General features: G+C 46.1%; 22 protein-coding genes. 9 read left to right on the top strand and 13 right to left on the bottom strand.

The window, feature by feature from the left end; translation table 11 throughout:
- Nucleotides 1-53: 53 nt before the first annotated feature.
- The 10 genes from fadA to apbC all read right to left on the bottom strand — a co-directional run bounded on the left by fadA (nt 54) and on the right by apbC (nt 12,845).
- Complete coding sequence (gene fadA, locus AYW75_RS08370; RefSeq protein ID WP_067098172.1) at nt 54-1,229, bottom strand: acetyl-CoA C-acyltransferase FadA; 1,176 nt, start codon at nt 1,227-1,229, stop codon at nt 54-56.
- 27 nt (nt 1,230-1,256) lie between these two features.
- A complete protein-coding gene (gene fadB / locus AYW75_RS08365; protein ID WP_067098169.1) occupies nt 1,257-3,407 on the bottom strand; it encodes a fatty acid oxidation complex subunit alpha FadB in 2,151 nt (716 codons plus the stop codon).
- A 334-nt stretch (nt 3,408-3,741) separates the two neighbouring features.
- Nucleotides 3,742-4,491, bottom strand: coding sequence for an enoyl-CoA hydratase-related protein (locus AYW75_RS08360; protein ID WP_067098166.1), 750 nt, complete (start codon nt 4,489-4,491; stop codon nt 3,742-3,744).
- A gap of 71 nt (nt 4,492-4,562) precedes the next feature.
- Nucleotides 4,563-6,248, bottom strand: coding sequence for an AMP-binding protein (locus tag AYW75_RS08355; RefSeq protein ID WP_067098163.1), 1,686 nt, complete (start codon nt 6,246-6,248; stop codon nt 4,563-4,565).
- A 78-nt stretch (nt 6,249-6,326) separates the two neighbouring features.
- A complete protein-coding gene (locus AYW75_RS08350) occupies nt 6,327-6,644 on the bottom strand; it encodes an SCP2 sterol-binding domain-containing protein (RefSeq protein WP_067036618.1) in 318 nt (105 codons plus the stop codon).
- A 28-nt stretch (nt 6,645-6,672) separates the two neighbouring features.
- Nucleotides 6,673-8,472 carry an acyl-CoA dehydrogenase C-terminal domain-containing protein gene (locus AYW75_RS08345; RefSeq protein ID WP_067098845.1) on the bottom strand — a complete coding sequence of 600 codons (1,800 nt, stop codon included), beginning with the start codon at nt 8,470-8,472 and terminating at the stop codon, nt 6,673-6,675.
- A 174-nt stretch (nt 8,473-8,646) separates the two neighbouring features.
- Nucleotides 8,647-9,666: a CobW family GTP-binding protein gene (locus AYW75_RS08340; protein WP_067098161.1), complete on the bottom strand. Its 1,020-nt coding sequence runs from the start codon at nt 9,664-9,666 to the stop codon at nt 8,647-8,649.
- Nucleotides 9,667-9,831: 165 nt separating this feature from the next.
- On the bottom strand, nt 9,832-11,028 hold the full coding sequence (gene fdhA, locus AYW75_RS08335; RefSeq protein ID WP_067036609.1) for a formaldehyde dehydrogenase, glutathione-independent: 1,197 nt from the start codon (nt 11,026-11,028) through the stop codon (nt 9,832-9,834).
- 162 nt (nt 11,029-11,190) lie between these two features.
- A complete protein-coding gene (dcd, locus tag AYW75_RS08330) occupies nt 11,191-11,775 on the bottom strand; it encodes a dCTP deaminase (RefSeq protein WP_067036606.1) in 585 nt (194 codons plus the stop codon).
- An 8-nt stretch (nt 11,776-11,783) separates the two neighbouring features.
- A complete protein-coding gene (gene apbC / locus AYW75_RS08325) occupies nt 11,784-12,845 on the bottom strand; it encodes an iron-sulfur cluster carrier protein ApbC (protein WP_067098158.1) in 1,062 nt (353 codons plus the stop codon).
- Nucleotides 12,846-13,073: 228 nt separating this feature from the next.
- Between apbC and metG the strand changes: the two genes are divergently transcribed.
- The 9 genes from metG to AYW75_RS08280 all read left to right on the top strand — a co-directional run bounded on the left by metG (nt 13,074) and on the right by AYW75_RS08280 (nt 23,077).
- Nucleotides 13,074-15,119: a methionine--tRNA ligase gene (metG, locus tag AYW75_RS08320; RefSeq protein WP_067098155.1), complete on the top strand. Its 2,046-nt coding sequence runs from the start codon at nt 13,074-13,076 to the stop codon at nt 15,117-15,119.
- Between the two features lie 239 nt (nt 15,120-15,358).
- On the top strand, nt 15,359-15,940 hold the full coding sequence (gene rsxA / locus AYW75_RS08315) for an electron transport complex subunit RsxA (protein WP_055463267.1): 582 nt from the start codon (nt 15,359-15,361) through the stop codon (nt 15,938-15,940).
- A 9-nt stretch (nt 15,941-15,949) separates the two neighbouring features.
- Complete coding sequence (rsxB, locus tag AYW75_RS08310) at nt 15,950-16,546, top strand: electron transport complex subunit RsxB (protein WP_067098152.1); 597 nt, start codon at nt 15,950-15,952, stop codon at nt 16,544-16,546.
- The gene (rsxC, locus tag AYW75_RS08305) at nt 16,546-19,560 is read left to right on the top strand and encodes an electron transport complex subunit RsxC (RefSeq protein WP_067098149.1); all 3,015 of its coding nucleotides are present in this window, start codon (nt 16,546-16,548) and stop codon (nt 19,558-19,560) included. Before rsxB ends, rsxC begins: the two co-directional genes overlap by 1 nt.
- Entirely contained in the window at nt 19,561-20,619 is a 1,059-nt protein-coding gene (rsxD, locus tag AYW75_RS08300; protein WP_067098147.1) for an electron transport complex subunit RsxD, read from the top strand. It abuts the gene before it with no gap.
- Complete coding sequence (rsxG, locus tag AYW75_RS08295; RefSeq protein WP_067098143.1) at nt 20,619-21,236, top strand: electron transport complex subunit RsxG; 618 nt, start codon at nt 20,619-20,621, stop codon at nt 21,234-21,236. The genes rsxD and rsxG overlap by 1 nt, the downstream gene beginning before the upstream one ends.
- 8 nt (nt 21,237-21,244) lie before the next feature.
- The gene (locus tag AYW75_RS08290) at nt 21,245-22,000 is read left to right on the top strand and encodes an electron transport complex subunit E (protein WP_082856448.1); all 756 of its coding nucleotides are present in this window, start codon (nt 21,245-21,247) and stop codon (nt 21,998-22,000) included.
- 19 nt (nt 22,001-22,019) lie between these two features.
- Nucleotides 22,020-22,655 carry an endonuclease III gene (gene nth, locus AYW75_RS08285; RefSeq protein ID WP_067098140.1) on the top strand — a complete coding sequence of 212 codons (636 nt, stop codon included), beginning with the start codon at nt 22,020-22,022 and terminating at the stop codon, nt 22,653-22,655.
- A gap of 95 nt (nt 22,656-22,750) precedes the next feature.
- Nucleotides 22,751-23,077, top strand: coding sequence for a hypothetical protein (locus tag AYW75_RS08280; RefSeq protein ID WP_067098136.1), 327 nt, complete (start codon nt 22,751-22,753; stop codon nt 23,075-23,077).
- 40 nt (nt 23,078-23,117) lie between these two features.
- Here AYW75_RS08280 and AYW75_RS08275 read toward each other — a convergent pair whose 3' ends face one another.
- From AYW75_RS08275 to AYW75_RS08265, 3 genes are all read right to left on the bottom strand, one after another.
- On the bottom strand, nt 23,118-24,065 hold the full coding sequence (locus AYW75_RS08275; RefSeq protein WP_067098133.1) for a nucleoside hydrolase: 948 nt from the start codon (nt 24,063-24,065) through the stop codon (nt 23,118-23,120).
- Between the two features lie 25 nt (nt 24,066-24,090).
- Nucleotides 24,091-24,984 (bottom strand): ribokinase, encoded by an 894-nt coding sequence (locus tag AYW75_RS08270; protein WP_067098130.1) that lies wholly within the window; start codon nt 24,982-24,984, stop codon nt 24,091-24,093.
- Between the two features lie 165 nt (nt 24,985-25,149).
- Nucleotides 25,150-26,379 carry an argininosuccinate synthase gene (locus tag AYW75_RS08265; RefSeq protein WP_067036576.1) on the bottom strand — a complete coding sequence of 410 codons (1,230 nt, stop codon included), beginning with the start codon at nt 26,377-26,379 and terminating at the stop codon, nt 25,150-25,152.
- Nucleotides 26,380-26,448 lie beyond the last annotated feature (69 nt).

Raw genomic sequence — 26,448 nt, 5'->3', positions numbered from 1 at the left:
TTTTCTGCTTTATTCATCCCACAAAGTATTACAATTTTGCATTAAATGCGCAGTTAAACACGTTCAAAAATCGTTGCAATACCTTGCCCCATACCAATACACATGGTCGCCAGACCAAACTGAGCATCACGCGCCTGCATCTGATGCAAAAGTGTTGTTGATATACGCGCACCTGAACAACCAAGTGGGTGACCAAGAGCAATAGCGCCACCATTTAAGTTGACTTTATCGTCCATCTGGTCAAGAACCTTTAGATCTTTTAACACAGGAATGGATTGTGCCGCAAACGCTTCATTGACTTCGATCAAATCCATGTCGGTAACAGTGAGTCCAGCGCGCTTAAACGCCTTCTTAGTGGCTGGTACTGGACCATACCCCATTATCGCCGGATCACAGCCTGCTACCGCCATGCTTCTCACTTTCGCAATCGGCGTAAGACCGAGCTCTTGAGCTTTAGCAGCAGACATCATCAACAATGCTGACGCGCCGTCGGATAAAGCCGAAGACGATCCGGCTGTAACCGTTCCACCTTTGGGCATAAAGACTGTTGGCAAGTTCGCCAAGCCTTCCATTGATGTTTCTGGGCGAATCACCTCATCTACTTCCACCAGCACTTTATTGCCTGCGCCATCATGTCCTTCAATAGGAATAATTTCGTTTGTAAAACGTCCATTCAGTGTTGCCTCATAAGCCTTCTGGTGAGATCGAACGGCAAATTCATCTTGCGCTTCACGACTGATACCATGCATTTTACCTAACATCTCTGCAGTAACGCCCATCATCATAGAAGCTTTCGCCATGTGCTTGGACAACCCCGGATTAACATCTACCCCATGCATCATAGGCACATGCCCCATGTGCTCTACACCACCGACGACAAAAATATCCCCTTGCCCTGTCATGATCGCTTGAGAGGCTGTATGAATGGCAGACATCGAAGAACCACATAAACGGTTTACAGTTTGCGCTGCGGTCGTCACTGGCATACCGGCTAATAGCGCCACAGCACGCGCCATATTGAAACCTTGTTCAAGCGTTTGATTAACGCAACCCCAAATTAAGTCCTCAATCTCTACAGGATTTACCGCAGAGTTACGCGCTAATAAGGCTTTTACCAACTCAGCTGATAAGTTTTCTGAGCGAACATTACGGAACACACCGTTTTTGGACTTCCCCATCGGAGAGCGAACTGCGTCGACAATAACGACATCGTTTGGATTTAATTTCATGATTAAGCTCCTATCTTCCTATGGGTATTAGTACTGGTGGTAATGTTTTTGTTGAGCAGCCATATCACGCATCGTGGTGGTAGGCTCATACAATTTACCAAGGTGTTGGTACTGATCAGCCAACTCACAGAAAGCCGCTAGCCCCATTTCATCCATATAGTGCAGCGCACCGCCTAAATATGGAGGAAAACCAATCCCGTATACCAATCCCATGTCCGCCTCGGCGGCAGACGCAACGATGTTATCTTCTAGACAGCGCGCGGTTTCAATGCACAAAGGAATCATCATACGTGCAATGATATCGCTGCCTTCAAACGCCTTCGTTTCACCACTTAGATCTTGCAATATACTTTCGGCTTCAGCAGATTTAAGTTTTTTCGGTTTACCTTTACGGTCCTGTTCATATTGATAAAAACCACTACCCGATTTCTGACCAAAGCGGCCCAATGAGAAGAATCGATCAATCGCATTTTCACCGTCATGGCCCATACGCTCAGGGAAACCTTCTGCCATCACCTGATCTGCATGGTAAGCTGTATCAATACCTACCACATCCAGTAAGTACGCTGGCCCCATAGGCCAACCAAAGCGTTCCATCACTTTATCAACCGCTTGGTAATCTGCGCCATCTCGTAGCAAGGCCGAAAAGCCTGCAAAATATGGGAACAACACACGGTTTACTAAAAAGCCGGGACAGTCATTAACAACAATCGGGGTTTTGCCAAGCGCTTGAGCATAAGCAACGGTCTTGGCAATCGTGGCATCAGAGGTTTTTTCACCACGAATGACTTCGACTAGCGGCATGCGGTGCACAGGGTTAAAGAAATGCATACCACAGAAATTCTCTGGGCGTTTCAGAGCTTGTGCCAGTAAGTTGATGGAAATCGTTGAGGTGTTTGATGCTAAAATTGCATCGTCACGCAGATGAGACTCTGTTTCCGCCAATACAGATTGTTTGATTTTTGGATTTTCGACCACCGCTTCAACCACTAAGTCCACATTCTCGACTTCACCGTAAGTCAGCACTGGCGTAATTTTACCTAACCCCTGCATGGCCTTGTCTGTGGTTAACTTACCGCGTTCGACTTGCTTACCAAACAACTTACTCGCTTCATTCATACCCAGCTCAAGAGCATCTTGGCGAATGTCTTTCATCACAATTGGCGTACCTTTAGAGGCAGATTGATACGCTACGCCACCTCCCATGATACCGGCTCCGAGCACCGCCGCGTGCGTCACACGCTTGGTATTTTTTGTGTAAACAGATGCCACTTTTTTAACATGCTGATCATTTAAGAACAAACCCACCAAAGATCGCGCAACGGGTGACTTTGCCATTTTCACAAAGCCTTTGATTTCAGTGTCAACAGCTTTATCAATCGATTGAAAAATACCTTTTTCGACAGACTTAATCGCTTCCATCGGCGCTGGATAATGCTTTCCAGCTTTAGCTCTAACGACGGCACGTACGGTCTCAAAAATCATCATTTTTTCGATCGGCGAAAATTGCATAGGCTGTTGCAAAGCATTACGACGCGCTTGGTAATCTAATTTACCGTCTAGTATCTGCTGCATAAGATGCTCTGCGGATGCCACAACCTGATCTGCGGCGACAACGGCATCAACCGCTCCATCTTTCATCGCATCATCGCTGCGCTTCTGCTGACCGCCACAAATCCACTCACAGGCATTATCTACACCAATCAAGCGAGGCAAACGAACGGTTCCACCCCAACCAGGGTAAATACCCAACTGAGTTTCAGGCAAGCCGACTTTGGCTGAGTCTGCCATCACTCGGTAATCACACGCTAGGCAGAGTTCAAAGCCGCCCCCTAGTGCAAGCCCATTAATGGCCACAACTGATGGTATGGGTAAGTTTGAGAGCTTGGTGAAGATATCATGTGTTTGCTTGAGCTTTTGTGTCAGTTGCTCATCATCAAGCTGGAACCAGCCCATGAATTCGGTGATATCTGCCCCCACAACAAAGGCGTCTTTAGCGCTGCTAATGATTAAACCTCTTACAGTGCTGCCTTGCTCTAATTGAGTAACTACGTCTGCCAATTCTGCAAGCGCTTGAGCACCGAATTTATTGACAGAACTGTCTTTAAGATCCAACGTCAGGGTCGCAATCCCTGACTCGTTCGTTACCACTCGAAGCGTTTTTCCTTCGAACTTCATACTCGCCTCCACCTTTTATTTTTATGGCCTTAGAGCGCTTTTGCGCACTTGAGCGCAGTCTTAGCATTTCATTCATTAAGCTTAGAGAGATGGTATCTTTCCTCAATAACAAAAAAGACTCTGTTTAGTGACATTTTGTACCAAGATTTAAGCGGCTCAGGCTAAAATTGATACCTAATATTTTCCAGAACGTAGCACAAATAAAAACGCCCCAATCAATAAATATCAATTAGGGCGCAAATTTATGGCGGCGAAACCAGTAGGATGTTAAGAGCTTTTTCACTCAAAACTGTTATTTAACTATAGTTAAGTTTTGTAATTCAGCCAGTTTTTATCACTCTTTTTTTAAGAAGCGCTTAAACTGAACCTGCGCTTCGTCAGACAGTAAACGATCCTTAAAAATGCGCCCTTCGCGCATAAGTGCCATTTGGATGTCATCTATTGTACGGCACTTCAGTAAGTCTTTAGACAGCAGCACCGCTTCGGTTGGCAACTTGGTTAACCGATCAGCATAATTCATGGCTAGATTTAATGCTTCTTTGGGTTCACACAAGTGATTGACCATGCCCAGTTGATAAGCCATTTCTGCATTGATCGGTTCACCGAACATCAACATTTCAAATGCCCTCTGATGACCAACAATACGGGGTAATAAAAAGCTTGAAGCGGCTTCAGGCACTAAGCCCAGCTGAACAAACGGGAACACAAATTGGGCGTTTCGAGCAGCAAACACCATATCACAATGCAACATCATGGTGGCCCCTACACCAACAGCCCAACCTTCTACGCAACCAATCAGAGGTTTTTTGTAAGAGGTTAGAGTCTGTAAAAATGACATAATGGATGCCATTTTCTCTGGAACATGAGCGATTTCAACAAAATCATGAATGTCATTACCAGCAGAGAAATCCGGTCCTATACCGGTAATGATGGTCACTCTAATCGTGTCATCCAACTCCGTTCGATGAAGTGCATCACTTAAGGCTTGATACATATCGACAGTGATGGCGTTTTTCTTTTCAGGACGATTTAACGACAGGATTTGAATGCCATGCTCAACCTGCTCACTGATATAATCCGGCATTGCTATCTCCATCTGTTCTGATGCTGTCGAAAAACTTTATTGAAAAATACCGTTACTGGGCGATCGCACAACTAATTCGCTTCGGAGTCACGTAAGGCGCGGCGCAGAATTTTACCAACATTGGTTTTCGGTAACTCTTGACGCACTTCGTATTGTTTAGGCACTTTATAAGCGGCTAAGTTTTCTCTGCAGAAGCTGTGCATGGCATCATGATCTAATGTAGCACCATCTTTCAGCACTAGAAACGCTTTTACCCCTTCCCCCGTTTTTTCATCGTCAACACCAATCGCCGCAGCCTCTAAGACATCGGGATGCTGCGTGATCACATCTTCTACTTCTGTTGGATAAACGTTAAAGCCAGATACGATGATTAAGTCTTTGGCACGATCAACAATCGTCAAATAACCGTCCGATTGCTGTGTAGCCACATCCCCTGTGATCAAAAAACCATCTGCTGTCATCACATCTTGGGTCGCCTGTTCGCGCAACCAATAGCCCCGCATTACTTGTGGGCCTTTTACGCATAACATGCCCGCTTCACCAAGCTGAACTGTATTGCCATTATCGTCGACAATCTTAACTTCAGTACATTCAACGGCGAGGCCTATCGTACCGATCTGCTCTCGGCCAATAGGGTTAAATGCCACCACTGGCGATGTTTCCGTCAAGCCATAGCCTTCGGATACCGTACACCCCGTCACCTCTTTCCAGCGATCGGCCGCAGCATGAGTGAGGGGCATCCCACCAGAAGCCGTTAGCTTTAGCGCTGAAAAATCAACCTCTTTAAAGTCCTCCCGATTACATAACCCTGAGAATAAAGTGTTTAAACCAATAAAACCGGTAAAGCGCCAGTTCTTAAGCTCTTTCACAAACGCTGGTAAATCCCGCGGATTAGGAATCAAAATCGAATGGGCACCATATTCGACTAACGTCATGGCATGAATTAAGAATGCATAGATATGGTAAAGAGGGAGTGGCGCGATGAAGGTTTCTTGCCCCTCTTCAAGCAAATAATCCAATCTATTTTTCAGCTGGTGCATATTTGCAATCAGGTTTGCATGGGTCAACATAGCCCCTTTTGCGACCCCGGTTGTTCCACCAGTGTATTGCAAAACGGCGAGATCTGTTCGCTTCAAATCCGCGATTTCAGGATGATACTTTGCGCCTAACGCCAACGCATCATTCAGCGTTATTGCCTGAGGCATCGAGTAAGCGGGGACCATTTTTTTCAGGTACTTAACGACTGAATTGATCAGTAAGCGTTTAATAGGGCTGTGGAAGTCCGCGATTTCAGTCACAATAACGTGTTTAATCGCCGTCTTGGGTAAAACTTTCTCAACATTAGCAGCCATATTAGCGAACACAACAACGGCTTTTACACCCGCATCATTAAACTGATGCTCCAGCTCATGTGGGGTATACAGTGGGTTCGTATTCACAACGACTAAGCCTGCTTGCATAGCCCCAAAAACCACTACTGGGAATTGAATAACATTTGGTAGCTGTACAGCGATGCGATCCCCCGGCTTTAGATCGGTATGACGCTGTAAATAGGTCGTGAAGGCGTCTACTTTTTGTTTCAGCTCACCATAGTGAAGAGTTCGACCAACACTGGTAAAAGCAGGTAAATCTTTAAAGCGTTCACAAGCATCAGACAGCACATCAACGACCGAGTTAAACCCTTTTGGGTTTAACTGATCTGGAATATAGCTACCGGGCTCTTTATCTTGGGGTGTGTCTACATCGGTGTTCAGCATAAAGCGTCTCCGTTATTGTCGTTATATGGAGAAGTAAAATATATATACTTTGTGATGCTCATTACTGAGCAAAGTTCATTACGGCACAGGAAATATCTGAGTCAATTTTGTGGCAAGCATAATATCACCATCTGCCCTAATTTTGCCCTGCATAAATGCTTGCATGCCATCAAGCTCACCGGACATAACCTCTTCTAAAGTGTCGGTATCCATCGATAAGGTCACCGTCGCATCATCATGTTCACCCTGCTCATAAACTGCAGTGCCTTCATCAATGGTGACAAAGTACGGATCTGCATCGTCTAGTTCAAATTGAAATATAGCATTTAAGCCAGAGGCGGCGTCACTATCAAAGCGCGTTAACATGGTGTCAAAGATCTCTTTTGCATTACTCATAATTGTCTCCCTTATTTTTTGGTCGTTATTAACGTAAAAAGAACTGCTCTTCTTCCATTGCCATCAAGCTACTCGAACCTGCTAATACCATTTCCGCATGTGCCTTGGTGCGTGGCAGAATACGCTCAAAGTAGAAATTAGCCGTTTGTAGCTTGGCTTTGTAAAACGCTTCTTCATCTGTCCCTTGCGTAAGCTTATCTTGGGCCGTCTTCGCCATACGAGCCCAGAAATACGCTAACGTAACGTAACCTGAATACATACAATAATCGACTGACGCCGCACCAACCTCATCACGATTTTTCATCGCTTTCATGCCCACTTTCAGTGTTATCTCCCCCCACTCTTTATTCAAAGCCGCCAGAGGTTTTACTAAATGCTTGATGCCCTTATCACTGTCATTTGCTTTACAGAATTTATGAATGATTTTAGTAAACGCTTTAAGCGTATCGCCCTGAGTCATCAGAACTTTACGGCCGAGTAGATCCAGTGCTTGAATACCTGTTGTACCTTCATACAGCATGGCAATACGACAGTCTCGTACGTTTTGCTCCATGCCCCAGTCGGCAATATAGCCATGCCCACCAAATATTTGTAACCCGTGGTTGGCCGATTCAAAACCAGTTTCAGTAAGAAAGGCTTTGGCTATTGGCGTTAATAATGACAACTGCGTCTCGGCTTGATCTTTTTCTTCCTGAGACCCTGCCTTCACGGTATCGACCAACATTGAGCAGTAATGAATTAACGCACGACCGCCTTCAGAAAACGCCTTTTGTGTCAGTAGCATTCGACGAACATCGGGGTGAACAATGATTGGGTCAGCTGATTTTTCAGGCGCTTTAGGCCCTGTTAAGGAACGCATTTGCAAACGATCTTTAGCGTACGCTAAAGAGTTTTGGTAAGCCCATTCAGCATGCGCTAAGCCTTGTAATGCTGTTCCTAGGCGAGCTGTGTTCATAAAGGTAAACATGCAATTAAGACCTTTGTGAGGCGGGCCAATCAAGAAACCTTTAGCATCATCGAAATTCATTACACAGGTCGCATTGCCATGAATCCCCATTTTATGTTCGATGGAACCACAACTGACAGTATTACGCGTACCGATTTCACCTGCTTCAGTCACATTAAATTTTGGAACGATGAATAACGAAATACCTTTGGTGCCTACTGGAGCATCGGGTAAACGAGCCAATACAATATGAATAATATTACCTGCCATATCATGCTCACCAGCAGAGATGAAGATCTTCGTGCCAGACAGGTTGTAACTGCCATCGTCGTTTGGCGTTGCTTTGGTTTTAAGCATGCCCAAATCTGTACCACAATGCGGCTCGGTCAAACACATAGTGCCGGTCCACTCACCGGTAACCAGTTTCGTTAGGTAGGCTTGCTTTTGCTCTTCGGTACCATGCTGCTCAAGCGTGTTCATTGCGCCGTGACTTAACCCAGGATACATGCTCCATGCCCAGTTAGCCGTTGAGACAAACTCTGACACCATCATGCCCAACGACTCAGGCAATCCTTGACCGCCAACTTCAACATCATGAGAGAGTGATGGCCAGCCGCTTTCTACGTATTGCTGATACGCCTCTTTAAATCCATCTGGAGTGGTGACTTCGCCATTCTCAAATCGGCATCCTTGTTGATCACCAATTTGGTTCAGAGGGGCCAGCACACGCTCTGAGAACTTCGCCCCTTCTTCGATAATGGCATTGACCATATCAGGTGTTGCTTCCTCCGCACCCGCTAGCGCGGCGTAATGCTGATGAATCCCCAATACTTCGTCAGTGATAAATTTCAGATCACGCAATGGCGCTTTGTAGTCAGGCATGGTACTCACCTCAATATTATTTTTATAAAAAAGATTGTTTAACAACATGCCCTTAAGCGTTGTCGAAAAGCGTTCTTCTCTCAATAACATATCGAAGCAAGTTAAATAACAAAAACGCGCCAGTGACATTCTATGCCATGTCACGCGCCAGCAAGATGAAGCCTTAAAAACGTCTTAGAAGAGGATTTTATGAAGCGTATTTAAATGCTTTTCATAACCATCATCTATGGAAAAAATACATTCAAATCTTGAGGTTAGCACCTCATCGGTTGCTCTTCTCTGCATTTCTGTTTGGGTCATATTGATCTGTTCAAAGGTATCATCAACACGAATGATACCTTTGAAGCGCCAAAAGTCAGATGCTTCAGATAAATACGCCAAAAACTGTTCAAACCGCTCAGACGAGATAAACCAATTCGAATCTGCAACCCAACCAATACTGGCCATATCCAGATCTCGTTTTTGATAACACATTACTCCATCACTAGGTTCGCTAGTAACGGCATCGTGGTCGTGGTCGTGGTCGTGGTCGTGGTCGTGGTCGTGGTCGTGGTCGTGGTCGTGGTCGTGGTCGTTATGAATATGCTGCTGCGCCCTAACTATATCTAACCATGATTGATCAAAAAGGCCATTCTGACTCAACGCGACTACTGACTTAGCTGGTTCAAATTGTTTAGCAAACTGTAGAAAACGTAACTCATCATCGTCGTTGTACAAATCGGCTTTACTGCCAATGAGTATGTCAGCGTCATCAATCTGATCAAAAAAGGCAGGATGCCCCAAATAACGCGGATCAGACAAATTGCGCACATCCATTAAGCAAATCGTTCCACAAACCTCTAAAACACCACGATAATACTTGGCTGAGAGCTGCTCTACAATTTGATGTGGATGCCCAATACCAGTTGGCTCAATAATGATCCGATCAGGCTTAGTGGTTTTAATCAATTCATTTAAACCTACACTAAATGCGGCAGACGAAACACAGCACAAACATCCACCTGGGACTTGCTTGATGGCAATTTCATTAGATTTTAGCAAGTCACCGTCAATACCCACTTCGCCAAACTCATTCACTAAGACCGCCCAACTCTCGCCTTCAGGCACCGAACTTAGCAGCTGTTTTATCAGGGTCGTTTTTCCAGAACCTAAAAAACCTGTGATGACGTTTACTTTGATATTTTGGTACTGCACGATCGCTCTCATTTACGTTGCTACTAAACGCTAACTACCATTAATTTGTTATAATATAACAAATTATATTTTCTTGCTATCTACGAAAACCGCAGAGTTACCTTGCGCACATAAAAAATGCCACGCTAAGCGTGGCATTTTTTTACAGCTAGAGCGAAGCGTAAATTACGCTACGAACTCACCATGTGGGTCCATAACGAATTTCTTCGCAGCGCCGCCATCAAAGTCAGCGTAACCTTGAGGAGCTTGATCAAGAGAGATCATTTGTACGTTTACAGCGTCAGCAATCTTAACTTTATCGAAAAGAATCGCTTGCATTAGGGCACGGTGGTACTTCATTACTGGACACTGACCAGTGTGAAGAGAGTGAGACTTAGCCCAACCCAAACCGAAGCGCATGCTTAGTGCACCTACTTTCGCTTCTTCGTCTTCTGCACCTGGATCATCAGTCACGTAAAGACCTGGGATACCAATTTGGCCACCCGCACGAGTGATTGTCATTGCAGAGTTAAGTACTGTCGCTGGTGCTTCTTTACCAGCGTTACAGCCACAACCGTGTGCTTCAAAACCTACACAGTCAACAAATGCATCAACTTCACGCTCACCTAGAATGACTTCTAGTTTGTCTTCCATGTCGCCTTCTTCACGTAGGTCGATTGTTTCACAACCAAAGCTACGTGCTTGAGCTAGACGATCTTCGATCATATCACCAACGATGACACAAGCTGCACCTAGAAGCTGAGCAGAAACCGCTGCTGCTAGACCTACTGGGCCTGCACCTGCGATGTATACAGTAGAACCTGGGCCAACACCTGCTGTTACACAGCCGTGGAAACCAGTCGGGAAGATATCAGACAATAGTGTAAGGTCTTGGATCTTCTCTTTTGCTTGGTCAGCATCAGGGAATTTCAATAGGTTAAAGTCTGCGTAAGGAACCATTACGTAGTCAGACTGACCACCGACCCAGCCGCCCATATCTACGTAACCGTAAGCAGCACCCGCACGGTCGCCGTTTACATTAAGACAGATACCAGTCATGCCAGCTTTACAGTTACGGCAACGACCACAAGCGATGTTAAATGGTACAGATACGATGTCACCAACATTTAGGAATTCAACATCGCCACCTTTTTCAAGGACAATACCCGTGATTTCGTGGCCAAGAACCAAACCTTCTTGAGCAGTAGTACGACCACGAACCATGTGCTGGTCACTACCACAAATGTTAGTTGTAAGAACTTTCAGGATAACACCGTGGTTACATTTACGATCACCAAGCGCTAGCTCTGGGAAAGGGATAGACTCTACAGCGACTTTGCCTGGGCCTTTGTATACGACGCCACGGTTAGACGGTTGAGACATAAAGTACTCCTTAACTGAATGTGGTTATTATTCTATGAATTGCACCAGAGAAAGTAGCCCTATGACCGAAAAAACAGATGCCGAATACCGCCGTTAAGCTGCGCATTTACGACATCTGTATGTTTTTTGACCACTTTCATCCCGATAGACTAGCTAAAACTCTTACTGATCGCCACTAATTCGACTTCCCACAGCAGAGTTTTGCCCACGGTACTTAGCATTATCACGTTTATTGTATGGACGATCCGCAGGGCCAGACATGGTTTCAAAATTGATCGCACCAATGGTCATTCCAGGTCGCAACGCAATAGGTAATTTACCTCCATTGAGGAATTCTAGAACAATACCACCACTCCAACCCGGGTCAATCCGGTGCGCAGTGACATGAACCATTAGCCCTAATCGCGCCAAAGAAGAACGCCCATCTAACCAGCCTACTAAGTGATCAGGTAAAGTGACCGATTCCATTGTCACCCCCAACGCCAACTCACCAGGATGAATAAAGAAAGGTTTGTCTGCATCGACAATAATTTCTTCACTCATTACGGACTCGATAGCGGCATTTAAATCTGCTTTTGGGCCACTTAGATCTAAGAAAGGCGCAGGATGCCCTTGAAATACTCGAAATGAGTTCCCTAGGCGCAAATCACAAGAGACACCACTGATAACACTGTTATCAGGGCGGGGTTCAATGGAAATGACACCATCGTCTAGTGCTTGGATAATGTCACGATCACACAATCGCATGGTTTACCTCAATCATCACTCATGCCGATTGTCGGCATTGAGAACTGTTCAGAACGGGCCGCAAGAGTAGCACCAACCTTGCGCGCAATCGACTGATAAATCATCGCAGTATCAGAATCAGGCTCACTCAACACTGTAGGCTTACCGGCATCAGCCAGCTTGCGAATCGACAAGCTTAACGGCAATTTACCCAGTTCTTCTACGCCGTATTCCGCGGCCAATGCCTTACCACCTTCTTCACCGAAAATTGCTTCTGCATGGCCACAGTTTGAACAAATATGTGTCGACATATTTTCAACAACACCCAGAACAGGAATATTCACCTTGTTAAACATCTCGATACCACGACGAGCATCCAGCAACGCAATATCCTGCGGCGTCGTTACCACAACTGAGCCTGCAACAGGCACTTTTTGTGACAACGTTAGCTGAATATCACCTGTACCCGGCGGCATGTCCACAAACAAGTAGTCCAAATCGTCCCAGTGCGTTTGCGTTAGAATTTGCATTAACGCACCAGTAGCCATAGGGCCACGCCACGCCATGGGGGTTTCGCTGGTCGTAAGAAACGCCATCGACATGACTTGAAGACCATGCGCCATAGGCGGCACAAAGAATTTTTCATCACGCACACCTGGACGAGTATCACCCGCAAAGCCTAACAACAGACCTTGACTAGGGCCGTAAATGTCCGCATCTAAAATTCCGACTTTTGCGCCTTCACGGGCCATCGCTAGTGCAAGGTTCACCGTGGTCGTTGATTTACCAACGCCCCCTTTTCCTGAAGCGACGGCAATAATGTTCTTAACGCCGTTCATGCTCGCAGCAGCGCCTTGCGTAGACGCAGCTTTTACATCTTGCTGAAGCACCAAGGTAACACTTTGCCCCAACACTTCTTCAATACGCAGCTGCAGCGCATCACGTTCCGTTTGTGCATGGTAAGGTAACGTAGCAATAACTGCCAAACCGGATGCATTTTCTTCCACTTGCCAAACATCGCCGTAAGGCTTGTTCGTGTTAAGGTCGACTAACGCTGACAGTTGCGCTAACACCTGAGGTGATACAGACATGTTTTCTCCTAGGAATAGACTTTTAAGCGTCTACTTATTCATATGTTCTTTCGATGAAGCCGATTGTGGGGGCAAAATGCGGAAAAGCAAGCCTTAAGCTTGCACGTTAAGCACGTCCACTTATAATGTCGCGTTTATATTAATACAGACAATTCGCTCCGTTTAACTTTCAACGACACGGAGCGTCGTTTATTCGCTTACACTTTATTTCCAGCAGGCTTATTCATAATGGCTCAATCGCAACGAAAAATTCTAGTTACCAGTGCCCTTCCCTATGCCAACGGCTCTATTCACTTGGGTCATATGCTGGAACACATACAAACTGACATTTGGGTTCGCTTCCAAAAACTTCGCGGCAATCTATGTACAGCAGTCTGTGCCGACGATGCACATGGCACTGCGATTATGATCAAGGCCGATCAAAACGGCATTACGCCCGAAGAGTTGATTGAAGGTGTACGCCAAGAACATATGGCAGACTTCAAAGATTTCGGCATTGGCTATGACAATTATTACTCGACCCACTCTCCAGAAAACCGTGAGTTCTCTGAAGCCATCTATAAAGCATGTCGTGATAATGGCAAAATTTCTGTGCGCTCAATTACTCAAGCGTATGACCCTGAAAAAGAAATGTTCCTAGCGGATCGCTTTATTAAAGGCACCTGCCCTAAATGTAAGGCCGAAGACCAGTATGGCGATAACTGTGAAGTCTGCTCTGCAACGTACACGCCGATGGAAATGATCAACCCGCGTTCGGTTTACTCGGGTGCGACACCGGTTGAAAAAGAATCTGAGCACTATTTTTTCAAACTGCCTGAGTACCAAGCCTTCTTACAAAAGTGGACGCGTAGCGGCACACTCCAAGACCAAGTCGCGAACAAACTAGCTGAATGGCTGGATTCTGAGCTGCATGAATGGGACATTAGTCGTGACGCACCTTACTTTGGTTTTGAAATTCCTGATGCACCAGGTAAATACTTCTACGTATGGCTAGATGCGCCAATTGGTTACATGGCGAGCTTCAAAAATCTTTGTGATCGTACTGAAGGCTTAGAATTTGGCGACTACTGGAACAAAGATTCTGACGCTGAGCTTTATCACTTCATCGGCAAAGACATCATTAACTTCCATGCTTTGTTCTGGCCAGCGATGTTAGATTGCGCGGGTTACCGTACGCCAACCGCAGTCAATGCACATGGTTATGTCACCGTTGACGGTGAAAAAATGTCTAAGTCACGTGGCACATTTATCAAAGCACGTACTTACTTGAACCACTTAGATCCTCAATACCTACGCTATTATTTTGCTGCCAAACTAAACTCTCGTGTCGACGACATCGATCTTAGCCTTGGAGATTTCGTACAGCGTGTGAACTCTGATGTGGTTGGCAAAGTCGTAAACATTGCCAGCCGTACCGCCAGCTTTATTAACAAGAAATTTGATGGTCAATTGCAAGCAGCACCTGCGCAAGAAGCCATGATTCAAGAATTCATCGATGCGGGTGATCTGATCGCCGATCTTTACGAAACGCGTGAATACGGCAAGGCAATGCGTGAAATCATGCGTCTTGCAGACATAGCTAACACCTACATTGCTGATGAAGAGCCTTGGGTAAAAGCGAAAAGCGAAGACACTTTGCCTCAGGTTCAAGAGATCTGTACTGTGTCACTCAATCTATTCGCTATTTTAGCTACCTACCTGAAACCGGTTATGCCTGACATGGTGGCCGATGCCGAAGGTTTCTTAAACAAAGAACTGACATGGGACAACCGTGTCGAGCTTCTTTTCGGCAAGACTGTAAACAAATTCAAAGCCTTGATGCCGCGTATTGAAGCGGCACAAATTGATGCAATGATCGAAGAAGGCAAAGAAGAAGCGGCCAAAGAAACACCAGCCGCTGAATCTACGCCAGCTGAAGAGACTGAGCTGAGCAAAGAACCGATCGCGACAGAAATTACTTTCGATGATTTCGCTAAAGTAGACATGCGTATTGCGAAAATTGCCAAAGCCGAACACGTTGAGAAAGCCAACAAGCTTTTGAAATTGACATTAGACCTTGGCGGTGAAACGCGCACGGTATTCTCTGGCATTAAGTCCGCCTACAAACCAGAAGACCTAGAAGGCAAGCTAACGATCATGGTGGCTAACTTAGCGCCACGTAAAATGAAATTTGGTTTATCAGAAGGCATGGTTTTAGCGGCAGGACCTGGCGGCGAAGAGATCTATTTACTTGAACCGCATGATGGAGCTAAGCCCGGCCAACGCGTCATGTAAGCGGCTTGATCATTGAGCACTGATAACACCGTTCACTCCCCTGTGGGCGGTGTTATCACGTTAAGTGATTAGAAAATTTTATACTTGCTGCGTGCTATTCATATTCTAAAATAAACTAGATTAGGTGGCGCTTTAGTCTTGTTAGTTATAAGCAGCTTGGTATAGTTACGCTTAGCCGAACTTTTTTGGACGGCTGCTCTTTTTATCCATAAACACCCACTGTATTTATTGGACGCGAGATGACCGAATATCTCTTAATACTCGTCAGTACCATACTGGTAAACAACTTTGTATTAGTACAATTTCTTGGCCTCTGCCCTTTTATGGGCGTTTCTAGCAAGCTAGAAACCTCTATTGGCATGGCCATGGCGACAACGTTCGTGCTGACGCTATCGAGCTTATGTAGTTACCTTACGTTCGAATTTATTCTTGAGCCATTTGGGCTTGAGTATTTAAAAACAATTTCTTTCATTCTAGTAATCGCCGTTGTGGTGCAATTTACAGAAATGGTTGTACACAAAACCAGTCCGCTACTTTATCGCGTACTGGGTATTTTTCTGCCTTTGATTACGACCAACTGTGCTGTTTTAGGTGTCGCACTGCAAAATACCTCTAAACAGAATGGCTTTGTTGAATCAATCCTCTATGGTTTTGGTGCAGCGGTGGGGTTCTCATTTGTCTTGGTGCTGTTTTCTGCCATGCGTGAGCGTATTAACGTGGCTGATGTGCCCGTTGTCTTTAAAGGCTCTGCTATCGGTATGATTACCGCAGGCCTAATGGCATTGGCATTTATGGGCTTCACTGGTCTGGTACAAATCTAGGAGCCGCTTATGTTTACTGTATTACTCGCCGTCGGCATTCTAGTTGCACTTGCTCTCGTATTTGGTGCCATCCTTGGCTACGCTAACGTTCGCTTCCATGTGGAAGGGGACCCGATTGTTGACCAAATAGACGCCATTTTGCCACAAACACAGTGTGGCCAATGTGGTCATCCTGGTTGCCGCCCTTATGCGGAAGCCATTTCTAATGGCGAAGCCATCAACCGCTGCCCTCCGGGTGGCCAGACCACAGTTCAAGCATTAGCTGATTTGCTTGATGTGGAAGCAATACCGTTAGATGGCGGTGAAGCAGAAGAGCCTATTAAGAAAGTAGCTGTTATTCGTGAAGACGAATGTATTGGCTGCACCAAATGTATTCAGGCATGTCCTGTGGACGCTATTCTGGGTGCTGCAAAACAAATGCACACCGTTATTTCAGATGAATGTACGGGCTGTGATCTATGTGTCGAGCCTTGTCCTGTAGATTGTATTGATATGGTTGAAGTTGGCGTGACATCACGTACTTGGTCGTGGGAAAAACCACAAGGTGTGGGCATCGCGCCTGCACACATCATTGCCTCAGATCGTCAAACGGAGGTTACTAACTAATGGCTAAGCAGTCTAATCCTCCCGTATATGCATTTCATGGCGGCATTCATCCACCGGAAAATAAAGCGCAGTCACTGGCATTGCCGTTAGGCAAACCAAGCTTGCCAGGTGAGCTGGTTCTGCCTCTAGGGCAACACATTGGCCAAGCATCACGCCCATTAATCAATGTTGGTGATCGTGTTCAGAAAGGCCAAGCGATTGCCATTAATAATGGTTTCTTATCGAGCTTTCTGCACGCCCCTACTTCGGGTCAAGTCAGTGCAATTGAATCTCGCCCTGTCGCCCACCCATCTGGGCTAAGCGACATGTGTATCATTCTGACGCCAGACCAAGCGGATGAGTGGATTGAGCTGGAACCTCTAGAAAACTGGCGTGATATTAGCAAAACTGATGTACTGGCCTTTTTAGCTGAGAAAGGCATCATCGGCATGGGCGGTGCTGGCTTTCCAACCCAAGTTAAGCTGCAAGGTGCGCACAAGCACCCACTAACCCACTTCATTATTAACGCTGCTGAGTGTGAACCCTACATTACCGCGGACGACATGCTGATCCGTGAGAAGACACTTGAGCTGATACTTGGCATTGAGATTTTGCAACATTTGGTCGAAGCCAAGCATGTTGTTATCGGTATTGAGGACAATAAGCCAACGGCCATTGCTGCTTTAGAAAAGCTTTTAAAAGAGCGTCAAAGCTCTATTCAAGTCGCAATTGTACCGACCAAATACCCATCCGGTGGCGAAAAGCAATTGATCCAATTGCTGACTGAAAAAGAAGTACCGAGTGGACAATACCCTGCAGACATCGGCATTTTGTGTCAAAACGTTGGCACCTGTGTGGCCGTTTATGAAGCCATTAAACATGGTCGCCCTCTCATTTCTCGTTTCACAACGCTCACAGGCGATGCGCTTAAAGCACCGCAAAACGTAGAAGTCTTGCTTGGCACACCGATCAGCCATTTGCTTGACTATGCGGACTTACAAGATAAAAAACTCACTCGTCTTGTCATGGGGGGGCCGATGATGGGCTTTACTCTAGACAGCAGTGACGTTCCTGTTGTCAAAACCACCAACTGCGTTTTGGCGGCCACGAAAAAAGAGCTGCCTCAGCCAGCCCCTGAGCAAGCGTGTATCCGATGTGGCATGTGTGAACAAGCGTGTCCAGCTAGCCTGTTGCCACAACAGCTGCTGTGGTTTGCGAAAAGCCAAGAACATGAAAAAGCCGAACACTACAATCTATTCGACTGTATTGAGTGCGGAGCTTGTTCCTACGTCTGCCCTAGCAGCATTCCGTTGGTTCAGTACTACCGTCACAGCAAATCGGAAATCCGTGAAGCACGCGAAGCCGCTGTTAAGTCAGACATTGCGAAGCAACGCTTTGAGGCGCGTAAAGCGCGTCAAGAAGCCGAAGCCGCTGAAAAAGAAGCTAAGCGTTTAGCACGACAAAGCGCTTCTGCTAAACCTGCCGCCAAAAAACCTGCTAAGCCAGCGCCAGAAGCACCAACGCCTGCAGCACCTGCGGTAGATGAAGCAGCTAAAAAAGCTAAAATAGATTTAGCCATTACCAAAGCGAAACTTAAAAAATTAGAAAAGGCATTACTTGAAGCACAAGAAAAAGAACACACGGAAGAAATCAGTGCACTGCAAACTCAAGTAGACGAAACCAAAAAAGACATCAGTGAACTGGAAACAAAAGTTGCCAGTACTCCTGTTGCACCGACTAAAAAAGCCACGGCTCCAGCTATGAGCGATGAGGCTAAAAAAGCCAAAGTCGATGTTGCTCTCGCCAGCACTAAATTGAAAAAGGCAGAGAAACAGCTTGCAGAAGATCCAGATAACACCGAACTTAAAGCCAAAGTTTCAGGCTTTTCAGCAGATCTTAAAACTGCCCAAGAAGCCTTTGAAAAACTAGGCGGTAACAACACAAAACCTGCAACAGGGTCGAAACCTGTGCTTAGCGATGAGGCAAAGAAAGCCAAAGTCGATGTCGCGCTTGCCAGTACGAAATTAAAAAAGGCTCAGAAGCAATTAGTTGAAGCCCCTGACAATGCAGAAATAAAAGCCAAAGTTGCTGGGTTTGAAAAAGATCTCAAAGAGGCTGAATCTCGTTTTGCACAGCACAATACTGCACTCGCAGATAATGCTACGCCAGCTGTAAAACCGGCTATGTCAGACGACTACAAGAAAGCCAAAGTCGATGTTGCGCTTGCGAGCACCAAACTAAAAAAAATCCAAAAGCAGCTTGCAGATGATGCCGATAACGAAGTGCTAAAAACCAAAGCGGCCGATTTCGAAAAAGCTTTAAAAGAAGCTGAAGCTCGCTTGTCATCCCTCGATAACAATCCGGCACCCGACACACCACCGGCTAAAAAGCCAACCATGTCCGATGACTACAAAAAAGCCAAAGTGGATGTTGCGTTGGCCAGCACCAAACTTAAAAAGATTCAAAAACAATTAGCAGAAGACCCGCAAAACAGTGAGCTTCAAGGTAAAGCGGTTGAATTTGAAAAAACACTCAAAGACGCCGAGGCGCAACTTGCAGCATTAGATGTGCCTGTGACACCCGAACCTGCCAAAAGCAAAGCTCAGGCCACAGACGAAGATGCAACTCGTAAGCTTAAAATTGACGCAGCGATTGCCAAAGCGTCACTCAAAAAAGCGGAAAAAGCGCTCTCAAAAGCCAAAGAGCTGAACTCTGAAGACACCTCTAGTCTTGAGCAACAAGTTGAAAAAGCCAAAGCTCATGCTGATGAGCTAGAGCATGCCCTTCAGAATGGCACTGCGAGCGCAGAGCCCGTAGCCCAAGCAAACGAGCAAAGCGCTGAGTTCAAAGAGCGCCTGAAGAAACAAAAAGTGGCCGCGGCACTCGCCAAAGCACAAGTTAATAAACTAAAGCGGCTGCTGGCAGCAGACCCTGAGGTTGAATCATTGCAACAGGAGTTAGCGGCTGCTGAAAAAACACAGCAAGACGAAGAAGCTAAACTCGAACAATTAACTAACACGCAAGAGAATCGTTAAATGTCATTATTGCGTATTACATCGCCCCATACTCACCGAGCAGGCCGCCGTACATCTTGGGTCATGCAAATGGTGATGTTGGCTACTGTACCGGGCTTAATCACACAGACGTATCTATTTGGCTACGGCACCTTGATTAACCTTGTTATTGCCTGTTTAACGGCATTAGCCAGCGAAGCCTTGATTTTAAAATTACGCAACCGCCCAATCGGTTTTTCTCTAAGTGATTGCAGTGCGTTATTGACGGCCGTCCTCTTGGCTCTGGCACTTCCGCCTACTGTACCTTGGTGGTTAACCGTGACCGCGGTGTCATTCTCGGTGATTTTCGCGAAACAAGTTTATGGCGGCTTGGGCAATAACCCATTCAACCCAGCCATGGTCGGCTACGCGATTTGTCTGGTCTCTTTCCCTGTTCCAATGACACAGTGGATTGGCGCTTCTGAGATTATTCAAGCAGGCGCCGTACCAAGCTTTAGCGATAGCTTAGCGGCTATTTTCGGTAGCTTACCAGCCATTGATTCGTACACGATGGCAACGCCTCTTGATGCTTTTAAGCATAAAGATGGCATGATGAGCTCCGAGGCCTACGCCTCTATTGCTGGCTTGCAATCAGCAAATCTAGTGAGCTGGATGTACGTTAACTTAGCCTACTTAGCCGGCGGCTTGCTACTGATCTGGCTGCGTATTATTACATGGCACACGCCGGTTGCGATGATCGCTGGACTAGGTTTAATGGCCAATGTTTTCTATGGACTCGACCCCGACAATGCGGCCTCGACGATTTTCCACCTAACATCAGGTGCCGTGATGCTTGGCGCGTTCTTTATCGCCACAGACCCTGTTAGCTCTTGCACCAGTAACCGCGGTAAATTGGTATACGGCTTAGGCATTGGTATCTTAATTTATGTGATTCGCACGTGGGGCGGCTACCCGGACGGCGTTGCGTTTGCAGTATTGTTGATGAACTTTGCAGCACCACTGATCGATTACTTTACTCAGCCACGTGCTTACGGTCATAAGAAAGCCAAAAAAGGCTTAACGATTGGAGGTGAAAAATAATGAACATCTTTACCTCTATTCGCCAAAACAGTGTTGGCTTAGGACTTTTTGCGGTACTAACAGCAGGCCTAATTGCATTAACACACCAGCTAACCGAACACACGATTGAAGATAATATCGTTCAAGCACAACTGTCTGCGTTCAATGAAATTTTGCCTGCAGATCGTTACAACAATAACCTTGCCGAAGCGAAAGTATTGTTACCTGCTGATCCGTTATTAGGTTCATCTGAACCCGTGCCTGCCTTTTTTGCTCGTGAAGACGGGCAAGTGACCGCCATTATTTTTGAAACGATCGCGCCTGGTGGTTACAACGGAAACTTGGATCTCTTGGTGGCGATCGACCGAAATGGCGTCGTTACCGGATCACGTGTAATCAGCCATAAGGAAACACCCGGGCTGGGTGACAAAGTGGATTTACAGAAGTCTCAATGGATCTTATCCTTTGCTGGAAAATCTCTTGATAATACCTCTTTGAAACAGTGGAATGTCAAAAAGGACGGAGGCTCATTCGACCAGTTTACCGGTGCAACGATTACACCTCGTGCAGTCGTTCGCGCAGTCAAAAACACGCTACTTTACTTTAATGAGAACAAAGACGCGCTGTTGTCGCGTTAGGATTTGCTATGAGCGCTCAAGACACACTTGCACCCGATACACCTGCGGAAAACCCCGCACCAGCGGGGCCAGATTACCAAGAAATTTTGTACAACGGCCTCTGGAAAAACAACCCAGCCCTAGTCCAATTACTGGGTTTATGTCCGCTTTTGGCCGTGACCAGTACGGTTGTTAACGCCATCGGTCTTGGCTTAGCGACTATTGTGGTGTTACTGGGTTCCAACATTGCCGTTTCATTGATCCGTAACTATGTTTCTGAAGCTGTTCGTTTACCTGCCTTCGTGATGATCATTGCCTCGTTTACCACGTGTATTGAGCTAATCATGCAGGCTTATACTTACGAGCTGTACCAAATTCTTGGTATCTTTATTCCTTTGATCGTGACTAACTGTGCCATCCTTGGTCGTGCCGATGCATTTGCGAGCCGTAACCCAGTGTTACCTTCCGCGGTGGATGGCTTGATGATGGGGCTTGGCTTTATGTTTGTGTTGGTTGTCTTAGGCGGTATGCGTGAGCTAATCGGCCAAGCGACCTTATTTAGCGATATGCACTTACTGTTTGGTGACATGGCATTAGGTTGGAAGATTACGTTTTTCAGTGATTATCCAAATGTTCTATTCGCCATCTTGCCACCAGGTGCCTTTATCGGCCTAGGTCTTCTAATCGCCATAAAGAACTACTATGACGAGAAAGAAAAACAACGTGTTGCTAAAGCACAAGAAGGCCAAGAAAAAGTCTCTCGTCGCGTACGTGTTACCGATTAGTCAGGTCTAGGAGGGGATTGTGAACAAAGCCAAGCGACATGAGATTTTTACACGATTACGTGCCGAAAATCCCAATCCAGTGACTGAACTTGAATACAACTCCCCTTTTGAACTGTTAATAGCCGTTTTGTTGTCTGCTCAAGCGACGGATGTGAGTGTGAATAAAGCCACACGCAAACTTTTCCCTGTCGCGAATACGCCGGAAAGTATGTACGCACTGGGCGTTGATGGCCTTAAGCAATACATTAAAACCATTGGTTTGTTTAATGCCAAAGCTGAGAATGCAATCAAGACCTGTCATATGTTGATTGAGAAACATAACAGTGAGGTTCCGCAAACCCGTGCTGAGTTAGAAGCATTACCCGGCGTTGGCCGCAAAACGGCTAACGTCGTACTGAATACGGCCTTTCGCCAAGTCGCCATGGCTGTTGATACACATATTTTTCGTGTTTCAAATCGTACTAAAATTGCACCCGGTAAAAACGTATTAGAAGTGGAAGACAAACTGATTCGCTTTTTACCAAAAGAATTTCTACTCGATGCCCATCACTGGCTCATTTTACATGGGCGTTATATCTGCACCGCAAGAAAGCCAAAGTGTGATGCCTGCATCATTGAAGACCTCTGTGAATTTAAAGAGAAAACGTCTTCTTAGGCTCAAATCAAGTGGATCTAAATTTTCGCTGTGATACCCGCTAGAAACCACTATAATGTCGCGTGATGTAATTTCTGACTCTAACGGATAATGCTGTGACTAAACATACCTCGCCTTATGTTCGCTGCTTCTGGACAGGCACGCTTTACCTTACCAACGGTAAGAGCACTGCCATTCACTGTACGCACATCTCACATAACTTAGTGGAAGTTGAATCCCCTTTTGGCCTGATGGGCTCAAAAAAAGTAAAACTAGAGTTGAATGCAATACACGAAGGTAAGCAAGCAACCATCAAAGCGATTTGCATCCCCTCAGCAGATATTTTAAACGAGCACGATAAACACTATATCCAAATGCAGTTTCACTCCATTGCAGAGAAAGAGCGCGCCTTTATCGACACATTTGTAAAAGCACACAGCTAAAAAGGCGCCGAGGCGCCTTTTTAAGTTCGTATATCTTGTCTTAAACTGCGACCATCACGTCTTCAAACAACTTCAACATGCGCTCGCCATCCACTTCCATGCAGACTTGAGTCATTGGGACGCCATCCCAATGGGGTTCTGGGTACTCCATGCCTTGTGGTGCAAAGATCGTTTGCCCTAACGCAATGCCTTCACATGCTACACGAATAGCGCCCAACTCGATGCCAAAGATGCTTGGGTCTAATAGATAGGCAATGGTTGATGCATCATGGAAATAGCAGCCTTCCACACCAAAACGGTCACTGTAAAACTTAATATAAAACTGAGCGCAGTCGTAAAGGAAATTACCCTGCTCTGGATTCTTGGATTTGATGCGCTCTAGAATAGTATTGTCTAGCAACACTTGGTGAGTCACATCCAGCCCCACCATGGTCACTTGCCAAGGAGCCGTAAACACTTTATCTGCTGCATGAGGGTCGTTGATGATATTCGCTTCGGCTACGGGTGATACGTTGCCATACTCAACAGCCGTGCCGCCCATCAATACCACTTCGTCAACTAAGTTGGCAATCTCCGGGTCCAATTCTAGCGCTTTGGCAAGGTTACCTAATGGCGCTAAAGCAACAATTGTGACTTCGCCAGGGTACTTACGCACCTGCTCAACAATAAACTCGGCCGCCGTTTGATCCGATGCTGTTTTCGTCGACGCCGGGTAATCAATGTTACCAAAACCATCGGCACCATGAACAAAGTCAGGGAACGGACGCGGGGCGATTGCAGAAGGGACAGAGACACCTCCGGCTACCGGCGCATCCACACCAGCGATCTCGGTAAGTATCAGGGCATTTTTTGTCGCAATGTCGACAGGGACATTGCCATAAGTGGTTGTTAGGCCCAGCACATCAAGTTCTTTTGCTTGAAAAGCAAAAAATATGGCCATTGCATCATCAATGCCAGGATCCGTATCAATAATAATTTTACGTGTCATAGGTTCACTCTTATGTGTTCTGGTTCTAATTATGTTGAGCTAAAAAGTCGTTTACTTCATTCATCGTGGGAATGGAGGGTGCCGCTCCCATACGCGTCACACAAATGGCTGAGGCGGCACATGCTTTCGTCATCGCTTGTTGCATTGGTGTCCCCTGACTTAACTCCGCCAAGCAGAAGCCTATAAACGTATCTCCTGCCGCGGTAGTATCTTTTGCTGACACCACAAAAGCAGGTACGTGAATGTCTTCTTGCGCCGAGAAATAACGCACGCCCTCTTTGCCCAGCGTCATCATGACCGCGATATCAGGGTAATCCTTAGGCAGTTTCTCAGCAGCCGCTTCAATCGTATCCACTTGAGCTAAGTCCATGGCCTCAACTTCATTAACGATTAAAAGGTCAAGATAAGGCAATACCTTACGCGTCAATTCAACGTCCATCGGTGCAGGGTTAAACGCAACCTTAGCACCTGCTGCTTGAGCTGCTTGCAGCGCCTCCGCTACGAGATTGGTCTCATTTTGCAACAACACCCAGTCCCCTTGCTGAAGCTTGTCGAGCACGCTCTTAATCTGGCGACTTGTCAGTGTATGGTTGGCCCCCGCATGCAGGATAATAGCGTTCTCAGCTTCACCAGTAAGCTGAATGATCGCATGGCCTGTAGTTTCTTCTACCTTAGCGACCCATTCTGTATTAACACCATAGCTTTGCAGCTGCTCAATAATGTGAGTATCACTGTGGCAAATCGCTCCGACATGTTTAACCTTCGCGCCCGCTTTGGCGAGCGCAACCGATTGATTAGCACCCTTACCTCCCAGTAATTGCTGATAACTGGACGAGCCCATGGTTTCACCTGGACGAACAAAATGGTCAACCTGATAAAGATGGTCAACATTTATCGAGCCGACATTAAATACGGTCATACAACACCTACATGGATTTAATTTTTTAACCAAACGGTCAATCAAAACATTTTTTCACTGCAATTAAAATAGCTGACTTTATGGCATAAAAAAACGCCCATCTTTTACAAGGTGGGCGTTTTCATTATCTTATGACTAGCGCAGTGCTAATCACGCAATAGATTATTACTTACGGTCTAGGAATGTACGACCTTTTTGCGCTGCAATACGCATGCGCAAAGCATTTAGCTTGATAAAGCCCGCTGCATCTTTTTGATCGTAGGCACCCGCATCGTCTTCGAACGTTGCAATTGTGCTGTCGAATAGGCTGTATGGAGACTCACGACCTTCAACAATTACGTTACCTTTGTACAGTTTCAAACGCACTGTACCCGTTACGAATTCTTGAGAAGCATCGATCAACGCTTGCAGCATACGACGCTCTTCAGACCACCAGAAGCCGTTGTAAATCACTTTCGCGTATTTCGGCATGATTTCATCTTTCAAGTGAGCCGCTTCACGGTCCAGCGTGATAGATTCCATCGCACGGTGCGCTTTCAAAAGGATAGTACCACCTGGTGTTTCGTAACAACCACGTGATTTCATACCTACGAAACGGTTTTCAACTAGGTCGTCACGACCGATACCGTTCGCGCCACCAACCTTGTTTAGTGTTTCAAGGATCGTCGCTGGAGACATTGCTTCACCGTTGATAGAAACGGCATCACCTTTTTCAAAGCCAAGCTCGATGATCGTTGCTTCATCTGGTGCTTGCTCTGGCGATACAGACCAACGCCACATATCTTCTTCAGCACCTACCCATGGATCTTCTAGTAAATCACCTTCGTATGAGATGTGCAGAAGGTTAGCATCCATTGAGTAAGGTGATTTCTTCTTAGCATTAGAGAAATCTACTGGGATATCATGTTCTTTACAGTAAGCCATAAGCGTTTCACGAGACGTTAGGTCCCATTCACGCCATGGTGCAATCACTTGAACGCCTGGCTTAAGCGCGTAAGCACCTAGCTCGAAACGTACTTGATCGTTGCCTTTACCAGTTGCGCCATGAGAAATCGCATCCGCACCTGTTTCGTTAGCGATTTCAATTAAACGCTTAGCGATAAGTGGACGAGCGATAGATGTACCGAGCAGATACTCACCTTCGTATACTGTGTTCGCGCGGAACATTGGGAATACGAAATCACGTACGAATTCTTCGCGAAGGTCTTCGATGTAGATTTCTTTAACGCCCAACGCTTGAGCTTTCGCGCGAGCTGGCTCTACTTCTTCGCCCTGACCCAAGTCAGCGGTAAAAGTTACCACTTCACACTGATACTCTTCTTGAAGCCACTTCACGATTACTGAAGTGTCTAGGCCGCCAGAGTAGGCTAGCACTACCTTCTTCACGTCAGACATTATATTCCTTCTCCTTAACGAGACTCAGCGCAGCCTCTGAAACGGGCTGTGCGCAGTTAAAATAAAAAT

The sequence above is a fragment of the Marinomonas atlantica genome (assembly GCF_001639725.1).
GTDB lineage: Bacteria > Pseudomonadota > Gammaproteobacteria > Pseudomonadales > Marinomonadaceae > Marinomonas > Marinomonas atlantica.
The sequence above is the reverse complement of the archived record's forward strand: the minus strand, read 5'-3'. Positions and strand labels throughout refer to the sequence as shown.

Bases quoted from the DNA above. Each gene is read 5' to 3' on its own strand.
- fadA (WP_067098172.1), bottom strand. From the start codon at position 1,229: ATGAAATTAAATCCAAACGATGTCGTTATTGTCGACGCAGTTCGCTCT.
- fadB (WP_067098169.1), bottom strand. From the start codon at position 3,407: ATGAAGTTCGAAGGAAAAACGCTTCGAGTGGTAACGAACGAGTCAGGG.
- AYW75_RS08360 (WP_067098166.1), bottom strand. From the start codon at position 4,491: ATGCCGGATTATATCAGTGAGCAGGTTGAGCATGGCATTCAAATCCTG.
- AYW75_RS08355 (WP_067098163.1), bottom strand. From the start codon at position 6,248: ATGCTGAACACCGATGTAGACACACCCCAAGATAAAGAGCCCGGTAGC.
- AYW75_RS08350 (WP_067036618.1), bottom strand. From the start codon at position 6,644: ATGAGTAATGCAAAAGAGATCTTTGACACCATGTTAACGCGCTTTGAT.
- AYW75_RS08345 (WP_067098845.1), bottom strand. From the start codon at position 8,472: ATGCCTGACTACAAAGCGCCATTGCGTGATCTGAAATTTATCACTGAC.
- fdhA (WP_067036609.1), bottom strand. From the start codon at position 11,028: ATGTCTCAACCGTCTAACCGTGGCGTCGTATACAAAGGCCCAGGCAAA.
- dcd (WP_067036606.1), bottom strand. From the start codon at position 11,775: ATGCGATTGTGTGATCGTGACATTATCCAAGCACTAGACGATGGTGTC.
- apbC (WP_067098158.1), bottom strand. From the start codon at position 12,845: ATGTCTGTATCACCTCAGGTGTTAGCGCAACTGTCAGCGTTAGTCGAC.
- metG (WP_067098155.1), top strand. From the start codon at position 13,074: ATGGCTCAATCGCAACGAAAAATTCTAGTTACCAGTGCCCTTCCCTAT.
- rsxA (WP_055463267.1), top strand. From the start codon at position 15,359: ATGACCGAATATCTCTTAATACTCGTCAGTACCATACTGGTAAACAAC.
- rsxB (WP_067098152.1), top strand. From the start codon at position 15,950: ATGTTTACTGTATTACTCGCCGTCGGCATTCTAGTTGCACTTGCTCTC.
- rsxC (WP_067098149.1), top strand. From the start codon at position 16,546: ATGGCTAAGCAGTCTAATCCTCCCGTATATGCATTTCATGGCGGCATT.
- rsxD (WP_067098147.1), top strand. From the start codon at position 19,561: ATGTCATTATTGCGTATTACATCGCCCCATACTCACCGAGCAGGCCGC.
- rsxG (WP_067098143.1), top strand. From the start codon at position 20,619: ATGAACATCTTTACCTCTATTCGCCAAAACAGTGTTGGCTTAGGACTT.
- AYW75_RS08290 (WP_082856448.1), top strand. From the start codon at position 21,245: ATGAGCGCTCAAGACACACTTGCACCCGATACACCTGCGGAAAACCCC.
- AYW75_RS08275 (WP_067098133.1), bottom strand. From the start codon at position 24,065: ATGACACGTAAAATTATTATTGATACGGATCCTGGCATTGATGATGCA.
- AYW75_RS08270 (WP_067098130.1), bottom strand. From the start codon at position 24,984: ATGACCGTATTTAATGTCGGCTCGATAAATGTTGACCATCTTTATCAG.
- AYW75_RS08265 (WP_067036576.1), bottom strand. From the start codon at position 26,379: ATGTCTGACGTGAAGAAGGTAGTGCTAGCCTACTCTGGCGGCCTAGAC.